The following is a 26,849-nucleotide window of genomic DNA, read 5'->3' as shown; positions in this document are numbered from 1 at the left end:
TGCCAGGATAAATATTGTCTAAATATAATGGCGATATGGCGTGCCGAGCACGCCTGTGCGTTAGCCTTCGTTATCCGGTTGCCAGGTGAGAAGATCGCCTGGCTGGCAGTCGAGGATGCGGCAAATTTTATCTAGCGTCTCTAGCCTGACACCTTTGACCTTACCATTCTTCAACAGAGACAAATTTTGCTCAGTGATCCCCACCTGCTCCGCAAGCTCCTTTGATCGCATCTTCCTTTTGGCCAACATGACATCAAGACTTACTATTATCGCCACTCTATTCTCACACGAAAGAAAGCTGTTCTTCATTCAGCCGCAACGCTTCCAAGAATACCCGGCTAAACACCAGGATTGCGCAGCCTACGACCAACGAGCGCACTGACTCGCTGTTGACCCCATAATAGATTATTAGCAGCATTTTTTCACTGGCGGTCAGTATCATCACCTGCAACATACCTGCCAGCGAAGGAAACAGCACATCAACAATCAGTAAAATGCCAATGATCTGCAATAACAACATGTTGTTGCGGTGCCAGACATTGCCGCGATAAAACTGATAAAACAATCCCGCACCACACAGCAATGCGCTGTAATAAGGCACATAGGCACACATGTCTAATAACAAGGTTGCACCAATCGCCCAACCCTGCTGTGGAATGGCGTAAGCATTCAGCTCTGGATAATAGTCACGATAAGAGGCCACGATGCTGTTGAACGCCTCACCCTGCACCCAACCCTGGACGATCATAAACATTTCTACGCCGGTGCTGACAACCAGCATCGTCATGATCAACAAACACAAACAACGTACATACAGCGGCAGGTGGATCCGTGGCACAGTGCCCATAACAAGTTCATCCATAAAAACAGCAATAAGTTATCGTAAAACGATAATTTATTGCTGTCAATGATCAACTGGACTGATGAGTTACCGAATAACAGACAATAAAAAAGGCCGGGATCTCTCCCGGCCTTTCCTCAATGTTCGACAGGTTTAGACTAGCTCAACCACATCAAACTTAACTTCACCGCTTAGATCGGCTTCGTAATCAACACCTTGCAGACCAAAACCGAACAGGCGCAGGAATTCAGCCTTATAGCCCAGGTAATCAGTCAGCTCATTGATGTTGCTGTCGTCGATCTGTGCCCAGATTTCACGGCAGGTGTTCTGCACATCGTCGCGCAGTTCCCAATCGTCCAGACGCAGACGGTGCTTCTCATCGGTGTCCGGTGCAGTACCACTGTACAGTTTGGTGGCAAACAGACGCTGGATTTGCTCGATACACCCTTCGTGGATCCCTTGAGCCTTCATGATTTTGAAGACGATGGAGATGTACAATGGCATTACAGGGATAGCGGAAGAAGCCTGAGTCACCACTGACTTCAACACGGCAACGTAAGCCGCGCCGCCTTTGGCTTTCAGTTTCTGATCGATAGCCTGAGCCGCGCGATCCAGATCTTCTTTCGCTTTGCCCAGCGTACCGTGCCAGTAGATTGGCCAGGTCAGATCAGTACCAATGTAGGAATAAGCCACTGCCTGCACGTTGTCTGCCAGCACGCCGGCGTCTTCCAATGCGTCCATCCACAGCTGCCAGTCCTGGCCACCCATCACTTTAACGGTGTCAGCAATTTCTTGCTCGTTGGCCGGTTCAACCACGGCTTCAACCAGCACGTCTTTATTGGTATCCAGTGCTACAGATTTGTACGGTTCGCCGATAGGTTTCAGCGCAGAGCGCACCACTTCACCGGTTTCTGGCATTTTACGCACTGGCGAAGCCAGCGAGTAAACCACCATGTCAATCTGGCCCAGGTCCTGTTTGATCAGATCGATAACCGTTTGGCGGCATTCATTGGAGAATGCGTCACCGTTAACGCTTTTCGCGTACAGGCCTTCTTCTTTAGCTGCCTTGTCAAAACCAGCAGAGTTGTACCAACCGGCAGAACCGGTTTTGCCTTCACTGCCTGGCTTTTCAAAAAATACGCCGATGGTGGCTGCACCGCTGCCGAATGCGGCATTGATACGTGACGCCAGGCCGTAACCGGTGGAAGCACCGATCACCAGCACTTTTTTCGGGCCGTTTTTCAGTTCGCCACGTGACTTAACGTAGGCAATTTGCTCACGGACATTGGCTTCACAACCTGCCGGGTGAGCGGTAGTGCAGATAAAACCACGAATTTTAGGTTTGATAATCATAGTAATTTTTTCTTGGTAGCTAAAAACCGAAGGACAATATACCTGATTTTCTCAATATACTTAAGCTGGGTGCATGGCAGAATCGCAACAAGTACAGTGAACAGACCAGTTGCAACGGTAAAAATCTTGCATCGTGACAGGATAATGAGGATAAGCACGAGGAGTTTTAGGCGGGTTTCAAGGCCAGGCTGTTATGCGCCCGGCCCGATAAAAACCAATCAGACTTTGTTCTTTTCCAACTGTTCGATCAGGGTATAACGCAGTGAAGACGCATCGGCCGGCGGGTTTTCTACCTCCGTCACCTGCACTTTTAAGCGATAATTGTAGCCCGGTTCAAAAGTAAAACCTTCAATCCCGGTATAGAACAAGCCCCACGGTTCTTGCGCAGAATGACGCACTTGCATGCACCTCATCGGGGCAACACCCGTACAATTTACCAGCGCGCTGTTAACCAGCAACACTTCCGTATGGCTTCCGTCTTTCTTCACGGGTTGGCTCACTGTCGCTCCCTCCTGGCTACAGCCGGCCAGACCGGCCAAGGCAACAAATAACAACGCTTTGATTTTCAATGTACTACACCATTAAGTCTTTAGGTGAGGTGATAGTAACAAAACTGCTGCTACCAAGGCCATCGGTGTGTTCTGAATTGCGAATGGGTTGAGTATGTGCACGGACTACGGCGAAACACATTAGCAGTAATGAGCGTGCTCTCTTTCTCAATGTTACTAACCCAAAATGACTTCAGTTCACCATTTGCCAACCACAGTTTCTGCGTCTAACTTTATGAAATCAATAATCCCAAAGGGGTTTTCTATGCGTTCACTTTCTTATATTTTCATCGCGAGTTCGATGGCTTTATTGTCGGGCTGTGCTAGCCAACCTAAAGTGACCAGCGATTATGACCATAGCGCTAACTTCACCCAATACCATACATATGGTTTTGCCACCGAGACTGCGGGCCAATACCAAACCTTGACCGGAAAATACATTCAAAGCGCGATTAAACAACAGATGGAACAGCGCGGTTATCAACTCAGCGCAACACCTGATCTATTGGTCTACAGCAGTGCAATGAAAGAAAATAAAGTGCAGGTGAATGATGCGCCCGTGCCGGTTGGCCGCAGAGGTTACGCTGGCTGGGGCGGTTATAATCAAACCGTATGGAGCTATACCGAAGGTACACTGACGGTTGACCTGGTGGACAGTAAGAAAAAACAGCTGGTCTGGCGCGGAACCGCCAGTAATACGCTGAACTCAGATGGTACACCGGCCAGCCAAACCCAAATTCAACAGGCGGTAACAGCTTTATTCGCCACTTACTCGTTTAAGGCCGGCCCCGCAAGCCGCTGATTGTTTTGTATTGACCTAAGCGGCAGCCCTATTTCGATAAATAGGGCTTAATGCAGCTTATAAATTCTGAAATCTTACGTCTAAAAGCGCTACGCTCTCTAGCTGCCTTGCCAGCGCATGAATTAACCTCATCCCGCTACTGCGGTTATTTTGAAAAATGTTTCAAGATTGCGCTTTTGAGTTCCATCTTCAATGAAGTTATCGGGTGAAAGCCAACCTGAAAGAGCCTTGTCTACAACTGGCCATTCGATATCGATAACAGATAACCAGTCCGTATCGCGGTTACGTTGTTTACGAGTCATCGCCTGACGGAAACGTCCTTCGAACGAGAACCCCAGTCTTTCCGCTGCCTTTCTTGACGCCACATTCAGTGAATCACAACGCCATGCAACCCGGCGGTAGCCCAGAGAAAAGGCATTTTTGAGTAGCGGTTGTATGGCCTCTGTACCTAGGGTGGTTCGTTGCATCAATGGTGACCAGGTAACATGCCCTATTTCCAGCGCGCCATTAACAGTATCAATGCAGCTATAGCAGACAACACCAACCGGGCGGCCACTTTTTACCTCCGTCACGGCCCAGGCAACCAGACTACTGTCGTTAATTTTATTTTTAATCCAAAGCATCATTTCCTGCAGACAGGCTGGTTGTTCTGCACCAAGCCAGGTCCAGTCTCGGTCATCTGTTGCTAATGAAAATGCATCGAAAAGCGCTTCGCAATGACCGAGTTCAAGGGGCGAAAGTTTACAGTACTGTCCGTTTAACTCACTCAATCTCGGAAATGTCGCGGGCTGCCATTCAGGCAAGGGAAAGCCTACAGATTGACCATATTTATTCGTATTCAACGATCATTAACCTTCTGCGAAAGTCTGTTATGGCCAGCATACAGGAGGCTGTGCAGGCCTCACAACATGCTTAAATAAAGCGAGGAAAGAATAAATAAAGCAGTGAAATACCGAATGTCGAGGTTCAACTTCCTCAAAAAAACACTTTAAAATCAAGCACACAAAAAAAGACCGAATACGATTCCTATATTCGGTCTAGGGAAATGGCTCTTGGGAGAGAGCCGTGCGCTAAAAGTTGGCATTTTGTGCAAAGCTTGTTCAGCCGTGCACTTTAAGAGTAGCTTACCGCGCTATTTTTGCCAGCCAGCACAGGCTTGGTGATAGTTTCATGAAGAAATTAATTTCGCATGATTTTTCACCACAGATTTATCTCATACTAAGCCATTGTGGGATAAGTGATTAGTTAGCGCACAGCTTCTCGGCACGTTCACGGTACGGCTCAACACTCATTTTCTTACCGGGATTGGCGGCATCATCCAGCAGGATGACATCCAGTGGCTGGGCACGCTGCTGCCCTGCTTTCACCTGCGCTTCTGCGGCTGCATTAAGCGGGTATTGCATCAAGGTACTGTTGTTGAGTACGAACAGTGCACCGCCGCTGCGGCATTGAAGCGTCACTTCTTCTTTGGTGAACGCCCACTGCTTACCGTATTCCAGCTTGGTGATATTAACCAGTTGGTCTGCCGCCAGCGCACCGGTCGCGGTTGCCAACAGCGTCATGCCAAGTAATACCGATTTCATGTTATGGCCTTAAGGTTGCTATTTTGACTCAATTTTCCCGCAGTTTGGGGGCATCCGGCAAGCCGGAATGTTATACCGGCGCGTAAGTTGCAAATAAACTGACCAGCAGCAGCACACCTGCGCCCAACCCCACCTCAATCCAACAGGCGAGTACCAGGCCGCGCTGTGCCAGCCGTGGCATGCTGCTCATTGCAGGAACGATAGCGTAACGGTTAGCCAGCGCCACCATTACCATCAGCGCCACCAGTGCGGTCTTGAACAACAGCAGGCGTTGATATGGGGAATCCACGTTCAACGGCCAACTGCCGAGAATAATCAAACTGTTAATCACACCGGTCAGCACCACCAGCGCTACCGCCAAGTGGCCCCAGCGTGAAAAACGAATCAGTGTGGTAATTGCATCGTTGCGGCTCTGGGGTTGGGCCAGATAACGCAGGCAGACCAATAATGGCAGTAGGCTGCCGAACCAGTAACCAGCCGCCAATAGGTGCAGTGCGTGGTTAAAACGATGCAGTACGCCGAGCCCCCCTTCATGCATTGCCGCATGGCCAATAAATGCCATGCTGACCAGCAACAGTGTGGAAAGCAGTGCCAAAAGTTGTGTACGGCGCGGTTCTGCCAGCCACAGGCTCAGCAGTGCCAGTAATGAAATGCCCAAGTGCCAACGCCAGACTTCACCAAATGTAGTACCTAGTACTGCCCACCAAACGTCCAGACGCCAGGTATCAACCCAGCCGTCCCCCATCTGCCCGGCCTGAATAGCCAATAATGCCACGGCAGAAAGCCCGGCAAGCCAGGTGCAAGAGACCATCAACGGACGCACATCACGGGTGAGATACGGGGAAAGGCGCTGCGGCGACAATAAGGCGGTGAACAGGCTGGAGCCAAACATCAGCATCACCGCCGCAAAGTGCACAAAGCGACACAGGACAAACAGGGTCGCCAGACTCATGGATTAGTTTACGGTAAAGCTGTACTGGCCTTTGGTTTTATGACCGTCGACCGAAACCACGTGCCAATTAACATTGTATTTACCGGCGGTCAGCTCACCTTCGATAGGCAGGTTAACCTGGGTGTTGTTGCTAGCGTCGAGCTGCAATTTACCGGTTTTCACTTCCGCGTTGTTCGGCCCGGTGATTTTGATGCCGCTGAAATTAGGCTCAATACCCTCGGAGAAGTTAAGCGTCAGCACTTTCGGTGCCGGGCTCACGCTGGCATCTGCTGCTGGTGTTTCAACTTTCAAATGGGCATGCGCCAGCGCCTGCTGTGAAGACAAACCAACAAACAGCACGAAAATAGTGGAAAGCAGGCGATAAGAAGAACGAATTTTACCGATCACAGTGATATCCCTTAAAGCAATAATCGAGGGTAATAAGGGTTAAGGCTAACCGCCTGGGCGATGTATCAGCAGCCCCAACCCACCGCAGATGATTGCGCCACGGGTAAACAGAAGAAGAATAGGATTATGATAACCCACTGTTTTAACTCTCTACCATCCCTGTAGCGTATCACGTCAAATGATAACGAGTGCCATTCAGCAAGTCGAGCAGAACACTGGCATTTTGAGATCCAGTAGCACATATCGCTGTAAAGCCACGATAAGTGCAGGGCATAAAAAAACCGCACACCAGACAAAGCCGGAGCGCGGTTTTTAACAACAATAATTAGACCTGGCCGTTGCCGTTCTCGCCAGCCGCACCCATTTTCTTCAAATCTTTATCAATGAAGAACAGTGCATTGCCGCTGTTACCCACCAGCGCCAGTTTATCCAGCACAGATTTAAACAGTTTCTCTTCTTCGTGCTGTTCGGCAACATACCACTGCAGGAAGTTGAAGGTAGAATAGTCATGAGCCGTCATTGCTGCATGCGCCAGCTCGTTGATCTGGCGGGTAATCAGTTGCTCATGCTCATAAGTTTGCTGGAATACGTCAGCCAGGGATGCAAATTCAACTGGCGGCGCCGCGATGGTACCCAGCAGCGGCAGGGAACCGGTGTCGCTCAGGTATTCGAACAGACGCTGCATGTGCTGCATCTCTTCCTGAGAATGCTCTTTAAGAAATGCGGCGGCGCCTTCAAAGCCTTTATCGCTGCACCATGCACTCATTTGCAGGTACAGGTTAGCGGAGTAAAACTCCAGGTTCAGTTGCTCATTCAGCTTCTTGGTCATTTCAGGCGTCAGCATAATCATTCCCTTATTTTGCAGGTATCAATTTAATTTTTCAGCATTATGCCTTGGTGAAAACAAAATAAAAACACTTGATTCACATCACGGATGATTTAATTTTAAATTTATTAAAAATCAGTAAATTGATTTATTTTATGATTATGCATTTAAATTATTATGATAACTATTTACATCCGTACATTTAATCAAAAAACGAATCATTCTTATTTAAAAGAATAAATAGATTGCATTGCCATTGGTGCAATAAATCACCTTCGCTATCGTACGTTATTATCTCTGTCCTCACCTCTGTACGTATCAGGCTTGCCAAGCGCCTCTTGGTGCATTACCTTCTGCGCTGATCCAATGCGGTAACAAGTAAGGAGAATACGGTGGGTTACAATCTGGCAGAGCTTTCCAAAGAAGAGATGGACAAAGTGAACGTTGATCTCGCGGCGTCTGGCGTGGCGTTTAAAGAACGCTACAACATGCCGGTGATCCCGGAAATGGTTGAACGCGAACAGCCTGCACATCTGCGTGATTATTTCCGCGAACGTGTGGCGCACTACCGTGTTGAATCACACAAATACTCACGTCTGCCTTACGAACCGAAGTCTAAATAATAAAGCCCGCCTTGTTGGCGGGCTCTGTGTTATTTGCCGGCAAACTTGTCAGTTGCCAACATCAACTGATGCAAGATACCCGGCTCGTCAAAGGAGTGCCCTGCACCCTCGACGATATGCAGCTCGGCTTCTGGCCACGCTTTCGCCAGATCCCAGGCGTTTTGCACCTGACAGGCCATATCGTAGCGACCATGAATAATCACTGCCGGGATATGGCGGATCAGCGGGACATTACGCAGCAGCTGATCGTCACTGTCCAGGAAGCCCAGATGGGTGAAATAGTGGTTTTCAATGCGGGCAAACGCCAGTGCAAAGTCATCCTCTCCAAAGGACGCCGACTCGCTGCTTGGCAACAGGGTGACCGTCTCCCCTTCCCACACGCTCCACAGCTTCGCCGCCTCGAGTTGGATCTGAGGATCCGTTGATGTCAGGCGCTGACGATAAGACGCAATCACGTCCTTACGCTCTTCCTCTGAAAGAATCGACAGTACGCGTTCCCATTTTTCCGGGAAGAAGCGTGAAGCGCCGTCCTGGTAGTACCAATGTAGCTCTTGCTTACGCAGGGTGAAGATGCCGCGCAGTACCATTTCGCTAACACATTGCGGATGGGTTTGCGCATAGGCCAAAGCCAGCGTAGAACCCCATGAACCACCAAAGACCAACCATTGATCCACACCGGCCATTTCGCGCAGCCGTTCAATATCCTGCACCAGATGCCAGGTGGTGTTGTTATCCAGGCTGGCGTGCGGCTTGGAACGGCCACAACCACGCTGATCGAACAGCAAAACCTTGTAGCGCTGCGGATCGAACAGCTGACGGTGATAAGGTGAAATACCGCCGCCCGGACCACCATGAATAAAGACCGCCGGCTTCCCATTCGGGTTTCCGCTCAGCTCCCAGTAGATCCGGTGGCCATCTCCAGTGTCCAGCCAACCGCTGTCATATGCTGCTAACGGCGGGTACAAACCTCGTAATTGTTCCATGGCGCTTCCGTCTCTCTGTGGGTCATACCCTCATCAAAGCTGAAGCAGCCCATTTGGTCAACGGTAAAACCTGAAAACTCCTACTCTACCCAACAAGTTATGGTTTGTTTGCTTAAAATGAATACGACTTGCCGGCAAAATCCCAGTGGTTTTTCTCAACTGACGTGCGCCACCGCGCTGATCTCGATAAGTTGATCTGGCGACGCCAGACGCGTCACGCCGATCAAACTTCCCGCCGGCCGGTGCTCGCCAACATAGGCCTTGAACAAAGCCAAGCAGGGTTCAATATCGGCCTGTACATCCGTTAAATAGATCTCCACGTAAGCCAGATTGGCCCGACTAGCGCCAAATCCCGCAAGCACCCGGTCCAGATTGTCCAACGTTTGACGAGTCTGAAGTTCGATATCACCTGCGCCGACAAATACGCCCTGCATATCATGAGAAAATTGACCTGAAATATAGAGGGTACCGTTAACGCAATATCCTTGGGTGACGCCGTTGCCTTCTTCCCACGCCACACCATGATTGTAATGAGTAATACTGTTCGTCATATCCGTTCTCCTGCCGGTTATCGTTACGCTGAAGACTATAATCGGTTGATTGACGAATGGACGTCGACACAGAAGCGAATCGTTTGAGACGGTTAACGTATTGAATCTGCTACATTGGTAACCGTACTTATGGCACACCGGGAGCGCACATGCTGCGTGCAAATCTAAATGACATTCAAGTCTTTATGGCCGTCGTTGATGCCGGCAGTTTTATTGCCGGTAGTCATGCCATGGGACTGTCGCGATCGGCTGCTGGAAAAGCCATCACCCGCCTGGAAGAACGGTTAGGCACACGTCTGTTAAACCGTACGACTCGTGCCCTGAGCCTCACGGATGAAGGCCGGGAGTTTTACCAGCGTGGTTTGCAAATCCTCGCTTCGGTCGATGACGCGGAAGCCAGTGTGGCCGGAACCAAAAGTACAGCACGTGGTGTACTGCGGCTCACCGTCCCCGCGGCTTTCGGCCGGTTGCTGTTGCTGCCCCTGTTGGCTAAGTATCTGGCCGCCTGGCCCGACGTGCAGGTTGAAATGAGTTTTTCCGATCGTCTGGCCGATCTGGTCGACGAAGGATTCGATCTGGCGGTAAGGATGGGGGTGACTGCACCAGATACCCGGCTGGTCTCGCGTGTGGTCGCCAAATATCAGACGGTGCTATGCGCTTCACCGACTTACCTCGCTAAACACGGAGAACCTCGTGATGTGGACGCGCTTGCAGGACATGATTGCCTGCTGTTCAGCAGTCGGAATCAAAAACAGAGTTGGCGTCTGCGTGATGATCAAGGTATTTGGGTCAAAGCAATGGGCCGCAGCCGTTTACGTCTCGACAACGGTGAAGCGATCCGCGATGCCGCCCTGTCCGGGTTAGGCATCGCGTATCTGCCAGACTTTCTGGTGAACGAGGAGTTGGCTACAGGGCGTCTGAAGCAGGTGTTAACCGGCGTTGAAGGGGAAGAAGTCAGGATAGTCACACTTTACCCCAACAAACGCCTGCTGGAACCCCGCGTCAGACGGTTTATCGATCTGATGGTTGAAGAATTGGGGAGTTAGCCCCGTTTGCGCAAATGCGGTTCGCGCATTTCCTGGGCGGTTTTGGCTTCAATGCTTAGCTCCGCTGTTGGCCGCAACAACAAACGCGCCAGACCAATAGGCTCACCACTTTCACGGCAATAGCCGTATTCGCCGTTATGTAATCGCGTCAGCGCCGCGCTGATTTTCGGCAGCAGGCGGCTTTCGCGATCCAACTGACGGAACAACAACCGCAAGTCCTCTTCTCGGGCGGCTTTGTCCGCCTCGTCGCCGGACACCTCACCGCCATCGATATCCCGTTTCAACGCATCAATGTGCTGCAACAGCTTTTGTTGCTCGTCGAGCAAGCGTTGGCGGAAAAATGCCCGCTGTGCCGGATTCATGTAATCAGACTCCGGCATAGCCAAAAGCTGCTGTGGGTTTAACAAGGTCACAACGTTCATTGCGCTCTCCGGTTATTTTTAATTGTTATATTATAACATATCATAACTTTTAAGCAGCCGTTCATGCGAAACAAAATTACGCAGATAAACAATCAATTAGTTATTTCAGCTGCTTTCATGCTTGCATCCGGCAGGCGTAAAGGGGTTAATGGTTGAGCAACCCACCCAACCATAGGTAACTGAGAGGCCATCATGAGTAAGGGAATGGATAGCAAAAAAAATGCGAAGAAGAAGCCGTTGAAAACCCCCGCAGAGAAACGCGCAGACAAACGCGCTAAGAAAGGCCAGACTTCCGGCGAGTAAGCGAACTTCGAACCGTAGTTAAACCCGCCAAGGCGGGTTTTTTATTGCCTGAAATTGCCTCCTTTCAGCGGTTGGCATCGCCGCGCCTGCCAGTTAAGCTAAACCTCTACAGTCACTCTGAGGAAACCATGAATTTACGTGTAATAGACACTGAAACCTGCGGGCTGGAAGGCGGCGTAGTAGAGGTGGCCTCTGTTGACCTGATCGACGGGCAAATCGCTAACCCAATGAGCGACCTGGTCAGCCCCGATCGGCCAATTAGCATTGACGCAATGGCAATTCACCATATCACCGAGCAAATGGTTGACGGGAAACCACGTATCGCTGTGGCGATCGGGCGTTATTTGGGCAGCCCCTATTATGTCGCGCACAATGCGGCATTCGATCGCGGCGTGCTGCCAGAAATGCGCGGCGCATGGATATGCACCATGAAGCTTGCGCGCAACCTGTACCCGGACATCAAATACGGCAACCAATATCTACGCTATGCGCTGAATCTCGATGTTCAACTGCCGCAGGACACCACGCTTTACCCACACCGGGCGCTATACGACTGTTACGTGACCGCTGCGCTGTTACAACGCATCATCAGGGATTCAGGTTGGACGCCGGAACAAATGGCGCAAATCACTGCTCAGCCAGTGCTGCTGAAGAAGTTTAAGTTCGGTAAGTATCGTGGGCAGGAAATTGATCGCGTCGCGCAGGAAGATCCCGGCTATTTGCGCTGGATGTTGAAGTCCATAGATGATCTCAGCCCAGACATGAAGTACACGCTGAAATATTATCTGATCGGCTGAAAAAAACGGGCAGCACTCGCTGCCCGCCCAAAAGTTACTCCGCCAACGCCAGAATAAAGGCATATTCCAGCGCAATGTCCTCATAGGCTTTAAAACGCCCAGACTTGCCGCCGTGGCCGGAATCCATATCGGTATACAGTAACAACTGGCGATCGTCTGTCTTCAGATCGCGCAGCTTGGCAACCCATTTGGCCGGCTCCCAATACTGTACCTGAGAATCATGCAGCCCAGTGGTGACCAGCATATGCGGGTATTCCTGTGCCTTAACTTGATCGTACGGGCTGTATTGCTTGATATAGTCGTAATACGCCGGATCGTTCGGGTTGCCCCATTCGTCGTATTCTCCGGTAGTCAGCGGAATAGACTCGTCCAGCATCGTGGTAACCACGTCGACAAATGGCACCTGCGCCACAATGCCATTAAACAACTGTGGTGCCTGATTAATCACCGCCCCCATCAGCAACCCACCCGCGCTGCCGCCCATGGCGAACACCCGTTTAGCGTCACCGTACCCTTGGGAGATCAACGTTTCTGTCACGTCGATAAAATCGTTAAAGGTATTTTGCTTTTTGAACAGCTTGCCATCTTCATACCACAATTGCCCCAGTTCCCCGCCACCGCGAATATGGGCCAGAACAAAGACAAAGCCGCGATCCAACAGACTTAAGCGGCTGGCGCTGAAGGCTGGGTCCATACTGCTGCCGTATGAGCCGTAGCCATACACCATCAGTGGGTTGCTACCACGTACAAAGCTATCAGAGCGATAAACCAGTGAAACCGGCACGTCGACACCGTCACGCGCCTTCACCCACACCCGCTCACTGCGGTAATTTTCCGGGGTGAAATTTTTCACTTCCTGCTGTTTAAGCATCACCCGCTCACCGCTGTCGAGATTGAGCTCATACAGTGTGGTCGGTGTGGTCATCGAAGAGTAGCCATAACGCAACAACTCGGTTTCCGGCTCAGGATTGTATGCCAACCAGGTCGTGTAGGTCGGATCATCGAAGGCAATACGTTTTTCTTCACCGCTCTGCCAGTGGATTTGACGCAGTTGGGTCAGGCCTTCGCTACGCTCTTCCACCACCAGCCAATCACGGAACAGGCTAAAACCTTCCAGCATCACTTCAACGCGTGGGGCAATCAATGTCTGCCACTGCGCTTCGTCTGCCTGTTCGCTTTGATACAAACCGAAGTTTTTGCCGTCCTTGTTGGAACGGATATAGAAATGCTGGTGATAATGATCGATACCGTATTCATGATCCTTACGGCGCGGCACAAACATCTGCGGCGTGCTGTCGGCGCGATCGGCGTCCAGCAGCAGGATTTCTGAGGTGGTGGTGCTGCTGAGGTGGATCAAAATAAAACGTTCGGAGGTGGTTTTTTCCAGCCCGACGTAGAAAGTATCATCCAGTTCTTCGTAGATGAGCTCATCCAGCTGTGGATCCGTGCCTACCACATGACGATACACCTGGTAAGGCAACAAGGTTTTGGCATGTTTACGAACGTAGTACACGGTGGACGAGTCGTTTGCCCATTCAAAGCTACCGGACGTGTTTTCCAGCACTTCGTCAGCCCAGGTATCGTTGCTGAGGTTTTTGAAACGAATGTCGTACTGGCGACGAGAGAGAAAATCTTCTGCAACCGCCAGTTGTTGGTTATCTGGACTGACTTCCAACCCACCCAAAGTATAAAACTCACGCTGCTCAGCACGCTGATTACCGTCGATCAGTGTATCCCAATGTGCGTTCTCTGCCTCGGGCTGGCGGACGTAAATCGCATATTCATTGCCTGGTTCGAAACGCGTCTGATAGCGGTAACCGTGCCGAACATAAGGTACCGAATGTTCCTGCTGAGGAATACGCGCAACCATCTCCTCATACAACGTTTCGCGCAACGCCTGCTGTGGTTTCAATGCCGCGTCAGTAAAGGCATTTTCCGCCTGCAGATAGTCCAGCACCTGCGGGTCTGCGCGCTCATCGTCACGCAGCCAATAATAGTCATCAACACGCGTGTCACCGTGCGTCGTGATGGGATAAGGACGTTTTTCCGCCTTAGGGGGTGTCATCATTGCTAAATCATCCGCTTACCTTGATTACGGCAAGAGTGACACGATTCCCCCCGACTTGCCAAGCAGCGCTATGCCAGCTCGCGCTTTTTCTCATTCACGTCGTTTTCAATGCCCTGCTTAACATCCGCCGGGATCTTCAACGACTGCGCCAGTGCGTCAAGATAACCACGCTCCATAAAGTGATCAACGTCGATTACCATGCAGCTCAGGTAATACACTTCTAGCGCTTCGTCTTCATTTTTCACGCTTTGGGCGATCAGATCCGGGTTCAACGGTTGATCGATAGCCTCTTGCACCCATTTTTGCGCTTCCTCACCTACCTGCAATTGCTCCAGGCTGTGATCGATGGCGAGTTTTTCTTCCGCATCAATATGGCCGTCGCTCTTGGCGGCAAACACCAGCGCCTGCACCAGCCGTTTGGCGCGTAAATCTACTGGCGTGGTTTGCAGACCGAACTGCGGTTCACTCTGATGGGTTTCTTTTACCCGCTGTTTGTATTTATTCCACAGCACCGCCCCCACCGCTGCGCTGCCGCCAATAATCAACGCGTTCTTGCCGAATTTCCCCACCAGTTTGCGTGAAGACTTATTCGCCAATAAGACCCCCACAAGCCCCCCCAGCGCGGTGGGGGCCAGCAGTTTGCCGATGCCTTCCGAACCGCCAATTGAACCGGTCTTTTGCCCAATCATCGATTGGATCTGCTGCATCCAGTTATTTTTCATGATCTACCCTTTGCGTGAGAAAACAGGGCGCGCAGGCATACGAAGGCCAGACCGCCGGTAAACCGCCAGATTAGGGGATTTTTTGTCAATTTACGTATGGGGGATGAAAACCTGTGTAGCGAGGCATTTACGAGGGGGAAAAGCCGGCTTCACCGTTAAGCGTAAGCCGGCCAGCACGGCATTAAGGCTGTTCGTCCTCTTCACCCGGCTGTTCTTCTTCCTGTTCGTATTCTGCCAGTTCATCACGCATCGCCTGGATCGACTCGCGAGCCAACAACGACAGCGTACGGTAAAAACCGGTGGTGGCATGAGCTTCTACTTTGCCGAGGAAACGGCCGCACCACGGCAGCAGGTATTCGTCAAACAAGGTGATTTGCGCCTGCGCTTCGTCTTCCTGTGACTGATCCTCCAGCCAAGAGGCTGCCAGCAGCAAAGAACCAAAATGATCAGCTGGTGCTTCGCCCAGTGGCATACCACGTTGCTGCAAGAACGTACGTACTTCAGCTTCCGATGCCCCTTCAACATAGGCAGAACGGTACGGTGACACACTGCATTCACTGCCGACAAACATCGCGTTGAAATCAGTGGACAGTTGATTGACATCGCAACCTTGTTGCAGACGTACCAACAATTCGTCCTGTTCCAGCGGCCAGTGTTGTTTCAGTTTGCCTTCTTTGATCAGCGTGAACAGCGGCACCAACAACGGATCCTGTGGCTGACGGTAAAACAGCGTACCCAGCACGCGGCAAACAACGGAAAACTCATTCATGATAATGCCTTATACAATACGGAAAAATTTGCCGGGACGATGTCACAAATCGGCCAGTTCCGCAATCGCCGGCTTGCCACGTCGTTCGAGAAAGTCCAACAGGCGCCGTGGGCTGACGTTAAGGATACGTTCCTGCGGGAACGCCACTTCGGCAATAATTCGCTCACAGTGTTCAAAACCGCCAAGTGAGAAAGCAATATGTGAATCTGAGCCCAGCGCCAGCCAGCCGCCGGCATCACGTACCGCTGCTGCAATCGCACGGCAGTTGTCTTCGCTGCCCTTGCGCGAGTGGGTGAACGACGAGTTATTCAGCTCCAGCGCCACTTCGTATTTAGCCGCCGCAGCGGCCACCGCCGCAATATCAATCGGGTATCTTGGGTTACCGGGGTGGCTGATAATGTGCACATCCCCCTGCGCCATCGCGGCAATCATTGCTTCGGTATTGGCGGCCTTGTCCTGTGGCGCAAACACCGGCTCGTGGAAACCGGCGATAATCACGTCGATTTTATCCAGCATCGGGCCGGTGCAGTCGATATCACCCTGCAGGTTTTTGATGTTGGCCTCTATACCACGCAGAATACCTACGCCATCTACCAGACGCGGCCACACGTGCATGTTCATAAAGTGCCAATAATGCGGTGCATCAGCCATATCCGGGCCGTGGTCGGTGATAGCGAACAGTTTGATGCCCTTTTGCTGGGCTTCGACGATGTAATCATGCAACGTGCTGTAGGCGTGGGTGCTGGCGACGGTGTGCATATGTAAATCAACGGGGTACATTGCTTCTCCTTCTGGGCGGCCTGCCAGGAGTACAACGGCAGGCGGCGATTTCTTATTTATTTAGCTTAGCAGGTGCATCACCGAAAGGTCAGTAGCCACGTTGTACATCCACCAACCCGGCAGGTGCTTGCCCGGCCTCAAGCGCGAGGATGTTTGCCGCTATCTGATCCATTGCCACTTCCGGCAAAGTGATGGCAGCAATATGCGGGGTAATGGTGACACGCGGATGACGCCAGAACGGATGCGTCTGTGGCAGCGGCTCGTTGACGAACACATCCAGCGTAGCGGCGGCCAGTTGACCTTGCTCCAGCGCCTGCAACAAATCGTCCTCAATCAGATGCGCACCGCGTGCCAGGTTGATCAGATAAGCCCCCGGCGCCAGATGCGCAAACAATTGCTGATTGAGGATGCCGGTAGTTTCCGGCGTATTGGGCAATAGGTTTATCAGCAATTGCACACCATCCAAAAACGCGGCGCGCTGTTCGGCTCCGGCAAAGCTCTGCACGCCGTCAATTTGCTTGGGGCTGCGGCTCCAGCAACGCACGTTAAAACCAAACGCCGTCAGCTTCTGAGCCACGCTTTTCCCCAACACCCCGGCACCGAGGATGCCAATGGTGAAATTATCCTGTTGATGAGGATCGAGCGGCCGCCACTCCTGCTGTTGTTGCAGCAATTGATACTCATCAAAACGGCGGAAATAACGCAGCACATAGCTCAGTGCATATTCCTGCATCTGTTGCGCCATGCCAGTATCCTCAAGGCGTACCAGCGGTACACCTGCCGGCAGAGTACCTGGGTACTGGCGCTCTTGATCTAAAATAGCGTCGACGCCCGCCCCCAGGGCAAACACCCCTTTTAACTCACCACGGTTAGCCAACATCTCGTGCGGCGGTCGCCACACCAACGCGTAATCTGCCGGACGATCATCGCCCGGTTGCCAGGCACGCACCGTCGCCTGCGGCAAACGTTGTGACATACCTGCTATCCATTCCTGGTCATTAAAGAAAGGGTGATAAAAAAGGATGTTCATCTGTGCTGCTCCTGTCTGTTTTTATGTATTTGCAACCAGACTTCCGCGATTCGCTGACAGATGCAAGTGTTAAAGCCCAAAATGAAAACAGCCCCGACCAGTGGGGCTGTTTTTATGCTGAATACTATTAGGCTGCAACAGGAGCATCGTGCCGTATTAGCCGTCGTAACAATGGGATCAAGATTAACATCACCACACCAACGCCTGCTGCCCCCCAACCCAGCGCACTGAACACTTCGCTGTAACCGGGATTGGTCATCACTGGAGTGCTGCCACTGTTTTCAGGCATCAGACCGGAGACGTAACCAGCCAATACCGATGCGACCCCGGTAACCATCATCCAGCACCCCATCATTACCCCCTGATAGCGCGGCGGTGCCAGTTTACCAATCATTGCGTAGCCGATCGGGGAAATCATCAGTTCACCAATGCTCTGCAACACATAGCTGATGACAATCCATTTAAACGCCACCAACCCATCACCACCGGCCAGACTGATGCCTAACGGCAGTACCAGCATGCCCAAGCCGATACAGAACAGCGAACCGGAAAACTGCATTGGGATGTCAATCTTGCAACCGCGTGCGCGCAGGCGATTAAACCACCAGGCCATCAACGGGCCACCCACCACAATCACCAATGTATTGATGTTCTGAATCCACTGTGGTGCCACCTGAATGCCATAAACGTTCAGGTTGATATTGTGCTCAGAGAACAGCATTAACCCCATCGGAGCCAGCTGATACAGCGCCCAGAAGACCAGAGAACCCAACGCCAGAATGAGATATGCAGTCATCCGACGGCGTTCATCACGCGGATGATGACGTAACGTGACCACACACAGCATCAGGAAAATCAACACACCGAGGCCAATAACAAAATGACCACTGAACTCAGCATGGGTCAGCATCACGCGGATGATCGGTACCAGTGCCACCAGCACCGCTAATCCAACCAGCATGCGCCAGCGGTATTGTGAACGACTGGCATCATGCAGCGGCGTGTTGAGATCGGCCAGTATGCGCCAACGGCTGACGGCGACAATGATCGCCGCCGCATTACCCAAGGTGGCAAACAAGAACAGAGCACGATAATTTTCGGTCAGTTGGAAATAGCCGGCCACGGTAAAGCCGACAAAGAACCCCAGGTTCATCCCGGCGTAGTTCCACAAAAAGGCCGATTCGCGCCGATCGTCGTCCGGCTTAAAGCGCTGGGTCAACATCATATTAATGCACGTGACGTTCAGCCCGCTGCCGGTCAGGAACATCGCTAACCCCCAGTAAAGGCCCCAGACGCCTGCAACAGCGATCAACGCGCAGCCGATCACCTGTAACACCATCCCCAGCACGAATAAATTGCGGTTACTGAGAAAACGTCCGCCCAGGTAGCCACCGAACATATGCAGACCGTAGTTGAACGCGCCGAATACGCCCATCATGGCGTTGGCATTACCTTCGCTGAAACCCAGACGCTTGGTGGCGTAAAGCACCAGCGTGGAGTACAGCACGGCAAAACCCAGTGTGGCGAAGATTTGGATAAAGAACAGTGCCCCGGCACCCGGGGGGATGGCATGACGCTGTGGCGCCGCCGTTGTGGAATCCGATGAAGTCAAAGTGAACCTCTGCTGCATTATTATTTGATAGATCAGTCCCTGTCTGTGTTATCGCCAGTACAATGCCCGGCAACCTGCGCGGGGGTGTGATATTCCTTGCCAAAACCCCACGTCAGCACCACTCCATTTAGCGACACATATGACTAATAATCCAGTATTAATGCATATAACTGCACCAGAGATAATGTCATTGCTGGTATATTGAGCTAACTCGCACTGAAATGTACAAATAACAGTCTTAACGATAATTTAGTCCCGTGACCATCTTGGAAATCTGTGCCTTATGCCAACCTATCGCTCGGGAAATCAGCAAATTGCTGCAAGTTTAGCTAAACAGTCATGGTTATGTCACAAGAGGGTTGACGCTGGGATCAGATTCTCCTACATTAGCGCCCGTCGACAGCGCAATGCGTTAGCGATGAAGTAAAACGGTGAGGTGTCTGAGTGGCTGAAGGAGCACGCCTGGAAAGTGTGTATACGCGTAAGTGTATCGAGGGTTCGAACCCCTCTCTCACCGCCATATTTTAAAGAGAGAGCCTGGATTAACCTCCAGGCTTTTTTTATGCCTGTTGCACAGGCTGAGAGGGGCGAGAACCCTCGACAGGGTTTGACAAAACGCGTGCGTTTTGGACCGCCAAAGGCGGCCCGCAGGGTGAGCGCAGCGAATCACCCCCTCTATCACCGCCATATTCCACGAGAAAGCCTGAACGCAAGTTCAGGCTTTCTCGTTGTCCGCCGTACGGGAGCTAATCCTGCCGCCCGTAAGGTTCGCCGCAGTTTTCAGCAAAGCGAACACAGGTTAAGCGGACACACCGGAACGTAGAAATTCTGCTTGACCGGATCGCTCACTCTCCCTATAGTACGGCCCCGTTGCAGCAGAGAGTACGCAACAACAAAATACGGTGAGGTGTCTGAGTGGCTGAAGGAGCACGCCTGGAAAGTGTGTATACGCGTAAGTGTATCGAGGGTTCGAACCCCTCCCTCACCGCCATATTTAAAGAGAGAGCCCGGATTAACCTCCGGGCTTTTTTTATGCATGTTACACAGACCAGGAGGGGCGAGAATCCTCGACAGGGTTTGACAAAACGCATGCGTTTTGGACCGCCAAAGGCGGCCCGCAGGGTGAGCGCAGCGAATCAAGCCCTCCCTCACCGCCATATTTTAAAGAGAGAGCCCGGATTAACCTCCGGGCTTTTTTTATGCCTGTAATATCGGCCGGGAAAGTGGCAATCCCCTCTTCCCTCTCAGTCCTATTTCACAAAAAGCCTGCACGCAAGTTCAGGCTTTTTGTTGCCTGCCAGCCGCCTCAGTGCGTGCGGCTAGCTGCCATCGAAGGCTGCATCACGGCACGGCGCCAGTCACCCGGTGTTTGACCGTAGTGGCGTTTAAAGCTGCGATTGAAAGATTGCTGTGAGTCGAAGCCGAGTGAAATTGCCACACTGACGATCGGCTCACCACTGTTAGCCAAACGCTCTGCCGACACCCTCAGCTTCTGCATGCGGATATATTCCCCCAGCGCATAGCCCGTTTGGCGTTTGAACATTCGCTGCAAATGCCATTTGGAATACCCGGCGCGGCCCGCCACAGTATTGATATCCAGCTTTTCTTCCAGATTGTTATCAATCCACTCAATCAAATCCGTAATAAAACCCGTGCTGTTCATGCTGACGCTCCCATGACTTGGCAGGTAGATCCGCTGCCCGATGTAGATACGTTGCAGCAGTTTCGCACTAAATGCAATTTTTATTATTGCATTTAACGGAGAGGCACTTCTATAATCCAGCCAATTAATGTACCCGATATTAATACATTAATGTGACAACAATGTGTTTCAAAACCTAACCGTTGCACCGATGAAGGGTGCAACTGCTCTGCCGCCGATCTCAGGCCAAGGACGTTACCCGGATAACAGGGCCGGGTGTATGGCCTGAACGCACTTACTACTGGAAATAAAAATAATGCCAAGCCAGCCTGCTACATCGCTCCATCCACGCAGCCGTCAGCGCGGTTTCGGTTTCAGCGGACATCTATCAGCCGTCGCGCTGTTGGCTGTACTGCTGGCCGGATGTGATAACAGCGTCGCACACAATGCTGCCCCCCCACCGCCCGCCGTCAGCACTGCCGACGTGGTGATAAAACCCATCAGTCAATGGGATGCCTTTAACGGCCGGATCGAGGCAGTGCAAAGTGTACAGCTGCGACCACGCGTCTCCGGCTATATCGATAAAGTCAATTACACCGAAGGCGATGAAGTGAAGAAAGGCCAGGTGCTATTCACCATCGACGATCGCACCTACCGCGCCGCGCGCGAACAAGCACAGGCCGAGCTAGTGCGAGCACGTAACCAAGCTGCACTGGCACGCAGCGAATCCGGCCGTACCGAAAAGCTGATCGGCAGCCAAGCGATTTCGACTGAAGTATGGGAACAACGCAAAGCCTCTGCCGCTCAAGCGCAAAGCAACGTATTGGCGGCACAGGCACAGTTCGATATGGCACAGTTGAACCTCGACTTTACCCGTGTGATCGCGCCCATCGACGGCCGTGCCAGCCGTGCGATGATCACCACAGGTAACCTGGTCACCGCAGGCGACAGCGCCAGCGTACTCACCACTCTGGTGTCACTCGATAAGGTCTATGTCTATTTCGACGTGGATGAAGCCACTTTTCTGCGTTACCAAAATGATGGCCGACGCACGGAAAAACTGCCGGTGAAAGTCGGGTTGGTCGGCGAGGACGGCTATCCGCATCAGGGAACTGTTGATTTTACCGACAACCAGTTGAACGCCGGTACCGGCACTATTCGCATGCGTGCCCTGCTGGAAAACGCTGAGCGCCGCTTTACCCCAGGACTGTTCGCACGCGTACAGATGCCTGGCAGCGCCGAGTTCAATGCCATGCTGATCAACGATAAATCCGTCATGACCGATCAGGATCGCAAATTTGTTTATATCGTCGATAAAGACGGTAAAGCACAGCGACGCGATATCGAAGTGGGCCGGGTAGCCGACGGGCTGCGCATTGTGCAAAAGGGCCTTTCTGCGGGTGACCGGGTGATCGTCGACGGCATGCAAAAAGTGTTTATGCCGGGTATGCCGGTCGCAGCCAAAAACGTGGCGATCAACGCCGACGCGTCCGCGCTTAACTGAGCCCCAGCAAAGGATCCTGATCCATGGACTTTTCCCGTTTTTTCATTGACCGGCCGATATTTGCCGCGGTGCTGTCGATCCTGATTTTTGTCGGCGGCGTTATCGCTATTCCATTGCTGCCGATCAGTGAATACCCGGACGTGGTGCCGCCTAGCGTGCAGGTGCGTGCCCAATACCCCGGCGCTAACCCGAAAGAGATCGCTGAAACGGTGGCAACCCCACTGGAAGAGGCGATCAACGGCGTCGAAAACATGATGTATATGAAGTCGGTAGCCGGTTCTGACGGCGTGCTGGTCACTACCGTCACCTTCCGCCCAGGAACCGATCCGGACCAGGCGCAGGTGCAGGTGCAAAACCGTGTGGCGCAGGCCGAGGCGCGCTTGCCGGAAGACGTCCGTCGCCAAGGGGTTACCACTCAGAAACAGTCACCAGCTCTGACATTGGTGGTGCATCTGGTCTCCCCGTCAGGCAAATACGATTCGCTCTACCTGCGCAACTACGCCACCCTGAAGGTCAAAGATGAGCTTGCCCGTTTACCGGGGATTGGACAGGTGCAGATTTTTGGTGCTGGTGAGTACGCCATGCGCATCTGGTTGGATCCAAACAAAGTCGCCTCACGCGGGCTGACGGCGTCTGACGTTGTCACCGCGATGCAAGAGCAGAACGTGCAGGTTTCCGCTGGCCAATTGGGCGCGGAACCTATGCCGACGCGCAGCGATTATCTGCTGTCGATTAATGCACAGGGCCGCCTGCAGACCGAAGAAGAGTTCGGCAATATTATCCTCAAGAATGGCGACAACGGCGAAGTGGTACGTCTGCGCGACGTCGCTCGCATTGAGATGGGCTCGGGCAGCTACGCGCTACGTGCTCAGTTGAATAACAAAGATGCCGTGGGGATCGGTATCTTCCAGGCTCCGGGCGCTAATGCCATTGAACTGTCCAATGCAGTGCGAGCCAAAATGGCCGAACTCTCGACCCGTTTCCCTGAAGGGATGAGCTGGCAATCACCGTACGATCCCACTGTGTTCGTGCGTGATTCAATAAGCTCAGTGATAGATACCCTGCTCGAAGCGGTGTTGCTGGTGGTGTTGGTGGTTATTCTCTTCCTGCAAACCTGGCGTGCATCAATCATCCCGCTGCTGGCAGTACCCATTTCTATCGTCGGTACCTTCGCTGCGCTCTATCTGTTGGGTTTCTCGCTCAATACACTGAGCCTATTCGGGTTGGTATTGGCTATCGGCATCGTGGTCGATGACGCCATCGTCGTGGTGGAAAACGTCGAGCGTAATATCGAAGAAGGCTTGTCACCGCTCGCAGCGGCGCATCAGGCAATGCGTGAAGTGTCAGGCCCGATTATCGCGATTGCCGTCGTCCTGTGCGCCGTGTTCGTGCCGATGGCATTCTTGTCTGGGGTCACCGGTCAGTTCTATAAACAGTTCGCTGTCACTATCGCTATTTCAACCGTGATATCCGCGATCAACTCACTGACCTTATCACCTGCATTGGCAGCACTGCTGCTGAAGCCGCACGGTGCGCCTAAAGACATGCCGTCACGTCTGATTGATCGACTGTTTGGTTGGCTGTTCCGTCCGTTTAACCGATTCTTTGCCAACAGCTCACAACGGTATCAACGTGGAGTTTCACGAGCTTTAGGCAAACGTGGCGCGGTATTTGTGGTGTATGTGCTGTTGCTGTGTGCCGCTGGAGTAATGTTTAAAACCGTGCCCGGCGGATTTATCCCGACTCAGGATAAGCTTTATCTGATTGGCGGGGTGAAAATGCCGGAGGGGTCATCACTGGAACGTACTGATGCCGTGATTCGCAAAATGAGCGCCATCGGTCTAAGCGTTGACGGAGTGACGGATGCGGTGTCCTTCCCTGGGCTGAATGCGCTGCAATTTACCAATACGCCTAACACCGGCACCGTGTTCTTTGCACTGGAATCATTAAGCACCCGCACGCGCAGTGCGGCGCAGATTAATGCCGAGATCAACGCCAAGATTTCACAGATCCAGGAAGGGTTCGCGTTCTCCATTATGCCACCGCCGATCCTCGGCATCGGCCAAGGTTCTGGTTACTCACTGTATATTCAGGACCGTGCAGGTCTGGGCTATGGCGCGCTGCAAACCGCAGTCAACACGATGTCAGGCGCGATCATGCAAACACCGGGCATGGGGTTCCCAATCTCATCTTATCAGGCCAATGTTCCACAGTTGGATGCGAAAATTGACCGCGATAAGGCTAAAGCCCAAGGTGTCCCACTCAACGCCCTGTTCAGCACCCTGCAAACCTATCTCGGTTCGTCTTATATCAATGACTTCAACCGTTATGGCCGTACCTGGAAGGTGATGGCGCAGGCCGACGGTCAGTTCCGCGACAGCGTGGAGGATATTGCCAACCTCCGTACCCGTAACGATAAGGGTGAAATGGTCCCCATTGGCAGTATGGTCAGCATCAGTACCACTTACGGCCCCGATCCGGTAATCCGTTACAACGGCTTCCCGGCGGCGGACCTGATTGGTGATGCCGATCCACGCGTATTGTCTTCTTCACAAGCCATGAGTGAATTGACCGTGATGGCCAACAAGCTGTTGCCGAATGGCATGAACATTCAATGGACCGATCTGAGCTATCAGCAGTCTACCCAGGGCAATGCGGCGATTATTGTGTTCCCGGTAGCCGTGCTATTGGCTTTCCTGGCGCTGGCAGCCTTGTACGAAAGCTGGACGTTGCCGTTGGCAGTGATCCTGATCGTGCCGATGACCATGCTGTCGGCACTGTTCGGCGTCTGGCTGACCGGCGGTGACAACAACGTATTCGTACAAGTGGGGTTAGTCGTGTTGATGGGGCTGGCTTGTAAGAACGCCATTTTGATCGTTGAGTTCGCTCGCGAGCTGGAACTGCAAGGCAAAAGTATTATGGAAGCAGCGCTTGAAGCCTGTCGTCTGCGACTGCGGCCGATCGTCATGACCTCCATTGCCTTTATCGCCGGGACTATCCCACTGATCATGGGGCACGGAGCCGGTGCTGAAGTCCGTGGCGTCACCGGCATCACGGTGTTTTCCGGCATGCTGGGCGTCACGCTGTTTGGGTTGTTCCTGACCCCGGTGTTCTACGTTACTCTGCGCCGTATGGTGACACGCAAAACGCGGCAACACGTGGCCGAATAATACGCCTGCCACAGCCACAAAAAAGCCCGGTTTTTAAACCGGGCTTTTCTTTGCTTTATTCTTTATATCGCGTGTACCGCAGACTATTTTTCCGCTGTTTCTTCGTCTTTTACGTCTTGCATTGCATAGGCCGCGCAGGCACGCTTATCGCCACGCTCCAGTTCAGCCAGAGAATCCGCCACCGTGTAGCGCGCCAGTACGTTCAGCGATGCCTCTTCCGCCTCGTTCACCACCGACTTGAAATACCAGCAGGCGTTGGCACTGACCAGGCAACGTGCCGGCCCTTCCGGTCTGGCTGCCCAGATGCGTTTATCATCGATAACAGACAGATAGATATCCCGCAGGGTGATCTGTTCCGCCGGGCGGCCCAGATGAATCGAGCCATTACGGCCTAGGGTCGAGACAATGATGCCACTTTTGGTCAAGGGCACCATCAGCTTGCGGATAAAACTGGGGTTAGCTTCCAGACCGGCGGCAAGCACCGCGCTGGTCGAACGCACGCCCAGCTTCTCAGCCACGGCCACGCTAAGTACCATTTGCATTGCAGTCGGAAAGCGAAAATCTAACATGTTTTTATCTCTGTCTCCGGGAGACTAAATGCTTGGACTGGGTCGGTGCAAGATGCACGTCATCACACCCACTCAACTGCACAATAATATAACAAACACTGTTGCACTATTGAAGGTATGCCCGGATAAATCGCACGGATACATTAGGTCGGAAATCGCGTCAGAACTGGCCTGATAGCAAATGGCAGGGATTAAAACCCTATGAATCTCGTTGTTGCTGTTTGAACGACTACGGGGACAAAAAGCAGAAACCCGCGTCAATATTAATGCCGCTCGCTTAACTGCGTTAAACGATCAGAACTAACACTGTCCGCGGGTTTAATTCTTAAACTGTGATCAGGCTTTATTCAGCACCAGCTGGCCGCTTTTATCCAGCGGAATCTGGGTACCAGGATCATGATCCATACGGATCTTGCCCTGCTGAGTACCGATCTTGTAGGTCACATCGTAACCCAGCATTTTCTGTGATTTGTCGTAGACTGTTCTGCAACGCTGCTGCGTACTGGTGGTGGTGTCGTTATTCTGCATCGCCCCCTGTACCTGATTACCGGCGTAGCCGCCACCCAGAGCACCGACGACCGTCGCAACATCACGCCCACGACCCCCGCCGAACTGATGGCCTATTACCCCACCCGCCACTGCACCCAGAACAGAACCGGCAAGACGGTTCTCATCCTGTACAGGCGCACGGTGAGTCACGGTCACATTGCGGCATTCCTGACGCGGGGTCTTGATCGTTTCTTTGATCGGCGTTGCAGCAAGTACCTGCGCGTATTGCGGACCAGAAGAAAAGACATCAAGACTGGCGACCGCAGCAATACCCAGAGCTGCAGCGATACCAATACCCACACCAGCTAACATTGACTTGTTCACAGGAAATCCTCCTGAAAGTGTTACCACGCATTTGTACCGGGGACTTTACCGACATTGCACCGCGCTTATTATTTTGCGCATTGGCGGCACGTG

At 52.3% G+C, this 26,849-nt stretch carries 27 protein-coding genes and 2 tRNA genes; 8 read left to right on the top strand and 21 right to left on the bottom strand.

From position 1 onward, the window contains the following. Positions 1–60: 60 nt before the first annotated feature. The 4 genes from SGBXF1_RS09810 to SGBXF1_RS09795 form a co-directional block, all read right to left on the bottom strand. Positions 61–276 (bottom strand): helix-turn-helix domain-containing protein, encoded by a 216-nt coding sequence (locus tag SGBXF1_RS09810; protein WP_037420335.1) that lies wholly within the window; start codon positions 274–276, stop codon positions 61–63. 7 nt (positions 277–283) lie between these two features. Continuing rightward, positions 284–847: a DUF2975 domain-containing protein gene (locus SGBXF1_RS09805; protein ID WP_037420332.1), complete on the bottom strand. Its 564-nt coding sequence runs from the start codon at positions 845–847 to the stop codon at positions 284–286. A 147-nt stretch (positions 848–994) separates the two neighbouring features. After that, the gene (gene fabV / locus SGBXF1_RS09800) at positions 995–2,194 is read right to left on the bottom strand and encodes an enoyl-ACP reductase FabV (protein WP_061807652.1); all 1,200 of its coding nucleotides are present in this window, start codon (positions 2,192–2,194) and stop codon (positions 995–997) included. 218 nt (positions 2,195–2,412) lie between these two features. Continuing rightward, positions 2,413–2,763, bottom strand: coding sequence for a DUF4377 domain-containing protein (locus SGBXF1_RS09795; protein WP_186428281.1), 351 nt, complete (start codon positions 2,761–2,763; stop codon positions 2,413–2,415). A gap of 244 nt (positions 2,764–3,007) precedes the next feature. On the opposite strand from SGBXF1_RS09795, the gene SGBXF1_RS09790 reads away from it, so the two are divergent. After that, positions 3,008–3,544 (top strand): DUF4136 domain-containing protein, encoded by a 537-nt coding sequence (locus tag SGBXF1_RS09790; RefSeq protein WP_238321023.1) that lies wholly within the window; start codon positions 3,008–3,010, stop codon positions 3,542–3,544. Between the two features lie 128 nt (positions 3,545–3,672). Here the strand turns inward: SGBXF1_RS09790 and SGBXF1_RS09785 are convergent, their stop codons facing one another. The 5 genes from SGBXF1_RS09785 to ftnA all read right to left on the bottom strand — a co-directional run bounded on the left by SGBXF1_RS09785 (position 3,673) and on the right by ftnA (position 7,310). Beyond that, positions 3,673–4,386, bottom strand: a complete 714-nt coding sequence (locus tag SGBXF1_RS09785) for a GNAT family N-acetyltransferase (RefSeq protein WP_186428279.1) — start codon at positions 4,384–4,386, stop codon at positions 3,673–3,675. A gap of 399 nt (positions 4,387–4,785) precedes the next feature. Then, positions 4,786–5,127: a YebY family protein gene (locus SGBXF1_RS09780; protein ID WP_037420318.1), complete on the bottom strand. Its 342-nt coding sequence runs from the start codon at positions 5,125–5,127 to the stop codon at positions 4,786–4,788. A 70-nt stretch (positions 5,128–5,197) separates the two neighbouring features. Beyond that, on the bottom strand, positions 5,198–6,079 hold the full coding sequence (copD, locus tag SGBXF1_RS09775; protein ID WP_037420316.1) for a copper homeostasis membrane protein CopD: 882 nt from the start codon (positions 6,077–6,079) through the stop codon (positions 5,198–5,200). A gap of 3 nt (positions 6,080–6,082) precedes the next feature. Beyond that, the gene (gene yobA, locus SGBXF1_RS09770; protein WP_186428278.1) at positions 6,083–6,466 is read right to left on the bottom strand and encodes a CopC domain-containing protein YobA; all 384 of its coding nucleotides are present in this window, start codon (positions 6,464–6,466) and stop codon (positions 6,083–6,085) included. 325 nt (positions 6,467–6,791) lie between these two features. After that, positions 6,792–7,310 carry a non-heme ferritin gene (ftnA, locus tag SGBXF1_RS09765; RefSeq protein ID WP_037420311.1) on the bottom strand — a complete coding sequence of 173 codons (519 nt, stop codon included), beginning with the start codon at positions 7,308–7,310 and terminating at the stop codon, positions 6,792–6,794. A 374-nt stretch (positions 7,311–7,684) separates the two neighbouring features. On the opposite strand from ftnA, the gene SGBXF1_RS09760 reads away from it, so the two are divergent. Beyond that, on the top strand, positions 7,685–7,915 hold the full coding sequence (locus SGBXF1_RS09760) for a DNA polymerase III subunit theta (protein WP_037420309.1): 231 nt from the start codon (positions 7,685–7,687) through the stop codon (positions 7,913–7,915). Positions 7,916–7,944: 29 nt separating this feature from the next. Here SGBXF1_RS09760 and pip read toward each other — a convergent pair whose 3' ends face one another. Together pip and SGBXF1_RS09750 are read right to left on the bottom strand one after the other, a co-directional pair. Then, complete coding sequence (gene pip / locus SGBXF1_RS09755; RefSeq protein WP_130380250.1) at positions 7,945–8,898, bottom strand: prolyl aminopeptidase; 954 nt, start codon at positions 8,896–8,898, stop codon at positions 7,945–7,947. A 155-nt stretch (positions 8,899–9,053) separates the two neighbouring features. Then, the gene (locus tag SGBXF1_RS09750) at positions 9,054–9,449 is read right to left on the bottom strand and encodes a RidA family protein (RefSeq protein WP_186428277.1); all 396 of its coding nucleotides are present in this window, start codon (positions 9,447–9,449) and stop codon (positions 9,054–9,056) included. A gap of 149 nt (positions 9,450–9,598) precedes the next feature. Here SGBXF1_RS09750 and SGBXF1_RS09745 point away from each other — a divergent pair, with 149 nt between their 5' ends. Next, positions 9,599–10,495 (top strand): LysR family transcriptional regulator, encoded by an 897-nt coding sequence (locus tag SGBXF1_RS09745; RefSeq protein WP_186428276.1) that lies wholly within the window; start codon positions 9,599–9,601, stop codon positions 10,493–10,495. Here SGBXF1_RS09745 and dksA read toward each other — a convergent pair. Continuing rightward, a complete protein-coding gene (dksA, locus tag SGBXF1_RS09740) occupies positions 10,492–10,917 on the bottom strand; it encodes an RNA polymerase-binding protein DksA (RefSeq protein WP_037420302.1) in 426 nt (141 codons plus the stop codon). The two genes, SGBXF1_RS09745 and dksA, sit on opposite strands and share 4 nt — an antisense overlap. A 431-nt stretch (positions 10,918–11,348) precedes the next feature. On the opposite strand from dksA, the gene exoX reads away from it, so the two are divergent. Beyond that, complete coding sequence (gene exoX, locus SGBXF1_RS09735; RefSeq protein WP_061807764.1) at positions 11,349–12,017, top strand: exodeoxyribonuclease X; 669 nt, start codon at positions 11,349–11,351, stop codon at positions 12,015–12,017. A gap of 34 nt (positions 12,018–12,051) precedes the next feature. Here exoX and SGBXF1_RS09730 read toward each other — a convergent pair whose 3' ends face one another. From SGBXF1_RS09730 to SGBXF1_RS09705, 6 genes are all read right to left on the bottom strand, one after another. After that, on the bottom strand, positions 12,052–14,085 hold the full coding sequence (locus SGBXF1_RS09730; protein ID WP_186428275.1) for a S9 family peptidase: 2,034 nt from the start codon (positions 14,083–14,085) through the stop codon (positions 12,052–12,054). Positions 14,086–14,153: 68 nt separating this feature from the next. Further along, positions 14,154–14,807 (bottom strand): tellurite resistance TerB family protein, encoded by a 654-nt coding sequence (locus SGBXF1_RS09725; protein WP_186428274.1) that lies wholly within the window; start codon positions 14,805–14,807, stop codon positions 14,154–14,156. A 181-nt stretch (positions 14,808–14,988) separates the two neighbouring features. Next, positions 14,989–15,576 carry a TorD/DmsD family molecular chaperone gene (locus tag SGBXF1_RS09720; protein WP_061807712.1) on the bottom strand — a complete coding sequence of 196 codons (588 nt, stop codon included), beginning with the start codon at positions 15,574–15,576 and terminating at the stop codon, positions 14,989–14,991. A gap of 42 nt (positions 15,577–15,618) precedes the next feature. After that, entirely contained in the window at positions 15,619–16,356 is a 738-nt protein-coding gene (locus SGBXF1_RS09715) for a phosphatase (RefSeq protein ID WP_037420292.1), read from the bottom strand. 88 nt (positions 16,357–16,444) lie between these two features. After that, entirely contained in the window at positions 16,445–17,386 is a 942-nt protein-coding gene (gene ghrA, locus SGBXF1_RS09710; protein WP_037420289.1) for a glyoxylate/hydroxypyruvate reductase GhrA, read from the bottom strand. Positions 17,387–17,513: 127 nt separating this feature from the next. Then, positions 17,514–19,016, bottom strand: coding sequence for a peptide MFS transporter (locus tag SGBXF1_RS09705; RefSeq protein ID WP_082797626.1), 1,503 nt, complete (start codon positions 19,014–19,016; stop codon positions 17,514–17,516). Positions 19,017–19,428: 412 nt separating this feature from the next. Between SGBXF1_RS09705 and SGBXF1_RS09700 the strand changes: the two genes are divergently transcribed. Both SGBXF1_RS09700 and SGBXF1_RS09695 read left to right on the top strand, forming a co-directional pair. Continuing rightward, a tRNA-Ser gene (locus SGBXF1_RS09700) sits at positions 19,429–19,518 on the top strand. 381 nt (positions 19,519–19,899) lie between these two features. Next, a tRNA-Ser gene (locus tag SGBXF1_RS09695) sits at positions 19,900–19,989 on the top strand. A gap of 315 nt (positions 19,990–20,304) precedes the next feature. Here the strand turns inward: SGBXF1_RS09695 and SGBXF1_RS09690 are convergent. Further along, entirely contained in the window at positions 20,305–20,661 is a 357-nt protein-coding gene (locus SGBXF1_RS09690; RefSeq protein WP_037423795.1) for a helix-turn-helix domain-containing protein, read from the bottom strand. 295 nt (positions 20,662–20,956) lie between these two features. Here SGBXF1_RS09690 and SGBXF1_RS09685 point away from each other — a divergent pair, with 295 nt between their 5' ends. Both SGBXF1_RS09685 and sdeB read left to right on the top strand, forming a co-directional pair. Then, on the top strand, positions 20,957–22,144 hold the full coding sequence (locus SGBXF1_RS09685; RefSeq protein ID WP_186428273.1) for an efflux RND transporter periplasmic adaptor subunit: 1,188 nt from the start codon (positions 20,957–20,959) through the stop codon (positions 22,142–22,144). A 23-nt stretch (positions 22,145–22,167) separates the two neighbouring features. Beyond that, positions 22,168–25,314, top strand: coding sequence for a multidrug efflux RND transporter permease subunit SdeB (gene sdeB, locus SGBXF1_RS09680; RefSeq protein ID WP_037423801.1), 3,147 nt, complete (start codon positions 22,168–22,170; stop codon positions 25,312–25,314). A gap of 83 nt (positions 25,315–25,397) precedes the next feature. Here sdeB and SGBXF1_RS09675 read toward each other — a convergent pair whose 3' ends face one another. Both SGBXF1_RS09675 and SGBXF1_RS09670 read right to left on the bottom strand, forming a co-directional pair. Then, positions 25,398–25,883: an RrF2 family transcriptional regulator gene (locus tag SGBXF1_RS09675; RefSeq protein ID WP_037423804.1), complete on the bottom strand. Its 486-nt coding sequence runs from the start codon at positions 25,881–25,883 to the stop codon at positions 25,398–25,400. A gap of 336 nt (positions 25,884–26,219) precedes the next feature. Then, complete coding sequence (locus SGBXF1_RS09670; RefSeq protein WP_227021811.1) at positions 26,220–26,756, bottom strand: glycine zipper 2TM domain-containing protein; 537 nt, start codon at positions 26,754–26,756, stop codon at positions 26,220–26,222. Positions 26,757–26,849 lie beyond the last annotated feature (93 nt).

This window comes from Serratia grimesii (genome assembly GCF_900186025.1).
Classification (GTDB): Bacteria; Pseudomonadota; Gammaproteobacteria; order Enterobacterales; family Enterobacteriaceae; genus Serratia; species Serratia grimesii.
This window is presented reverse-complemented; position numbering and strand designations above follow the sequence as displayed.

What these genes read in the sequence shown, in the direction of transcription:
- SGBXF1_RS09805 (WP_037420332.1), bottom strand. Translation starts at nt 847, where the DNA reads ATGGGCACTGTGCCACGGATCCACCTGCCGCTGTATGTACGTTGTTTG.
- fabV (WP_061807652.1), bottom strand. Translation starts at nt 2,194, where the DNA reads ATGATTATCAAACCTAAAATTCGTGGTTTTATCTGCACTACCGCTCAC.
- SGBXF1_RS09790 (WP_238321023.1), top strand. Translation starts at nt 3,008, where the DNA reads ATGCGTTCACTTTCTTATATTTTCATCGCGAGTTCGATGGCTTTATTG.
- SGBXF1_RS09780 (WP_037420318.1), bottom strand. Translation starts at nt 5,127, where the DNA reads ATGAAATCGGTATTACTTGGCATGACGCTGTTGGCAACCGCGACCGGT.
- copD (WP_037420316.1), bottom strand. Translation starts at nt 6,079, where the DNA reads ATGAGTCTGGCGACCCTGTTTGTCCTGTGTCGCTTTGTGCACTTTGCG.
- ftnA (WP_037420311.1), bottom strand. Translation starts at nt 7,310, where the DNA reads ATGCTGACGCCTGAAATGACCAAGAAGCTGAATGAGCAACTGAACCTG.
- pip (WP_130380250.1), bottom strand. Translation starts at nt 8,898, where the DNA reads ATGGAACAATTACGAGGTTTGTACCCGCCGTTAGCAGCATATGACAGC.
- SGBXF1_RS09750 (WP_186428277.1), bottom strand. Translation starts at nt 9,449, where the DNA reads ATGACGAACAGTATTACTCATTACAATCATGGTGTGGCGTGGGAAGAA.
- SGBXF1_RS09745 (WP_186428276.1), top strand. Translation starts at nt 9,599, where the DNA reads ATGCTGCGTGCAAATCTAAATGACATTCAAGTCTTTATGGCCGTCGTT.
- dksA (WP_037420302.1), bottom strand. Translation starts at nt 10,917, where the DNA reads ATGAACGTTGTGACCTTGTTAAACCCACAGCAGCTTTTGGCTATGCCG.
- exoX (WP_061807764.1), top strand. Translation starts at nt 11,349, where the DNA reads ATGAATTTACGTGTAATAGACACTGAAACCTGCGGGCTGGAAGGCGGC.
- SGBXF1_RS09730 (WP_186428275.1), bottom strand. Translation starts at nt 14,085, where the DNA reads ATGATGACACCCCCTAAGGCGGAAAAACGTCCTTATCCCATCACGACG.
- SGBXF1_RS09725 (WP_186428274.1), bottom strand. Translation starts at nt 14,807, where the DNA reads ATGAAAAATAACTGGATGCAGCAGATCCAATCGATGATTGGGCAAAAG.
- SGBXF1_RS09720 (WP_061807712.1), bottom strand. Translation starts at nt 15,576, where the DNA reads ATGAATGAGTTTTCCGTTGTTTGCCGCGTGCTGGGTACGCTGTTTTAC.
- SGBXF1_RS09715 (WP_037420292.1), bottom strand. Translation starts at nt 16,356, where the DNA reads ATGTACCCCGTTGATTTACATATGCACACCGTCGCCAGCACCCACGCC.
- ghrA (WP_037420289.1), bottom strand. Translation starts at nt 17,386, where the DNA reads ATGAACATCCTTTTTTATCACCCTTTCTTTAATGACCAGGAATGGATA.
- SGBXF1_RS09705 (WP_082797626.1), bottom strand. Translation starts at nt 19,016, where the DNA reads ATGCAGCAGAGGTTCACTTTGACTTCATCGGATTCCACAACGGCGGCG.
- SGBXF1_RS09690 (WP_037423795.1), bottom strand. Translation starts at nt 20,661, where the DNA reads ATGAACAGCACGGGTTTTATTACGGATTTGATTGAGTGGATTGATAAC.
- SGBXF1_RS09685 (WP_186428273.1), top strand. Translation starts at nt 20,957, where the DNA reads ATGCCAAGCCAGCCTGCTACATCGCTCCATCCACGCAGCCGTCAGCGC.
- sdeB (WP_037423801.1), top strand. Translation starts at nt 22,168, where the DNA reads ATGGACTTTTCCCGTTTTTTCATTGACCGGCCGATATTTGCCGCGGTG.
- SGBXF1_RS09675 (WP_037423804.1), bottom strand. Translation starts at nt 25,883, where the DNA reads ATGTTAGATTTTCGCTTTCCGACTGCAATGCAAATGGTACTTAGCGTG.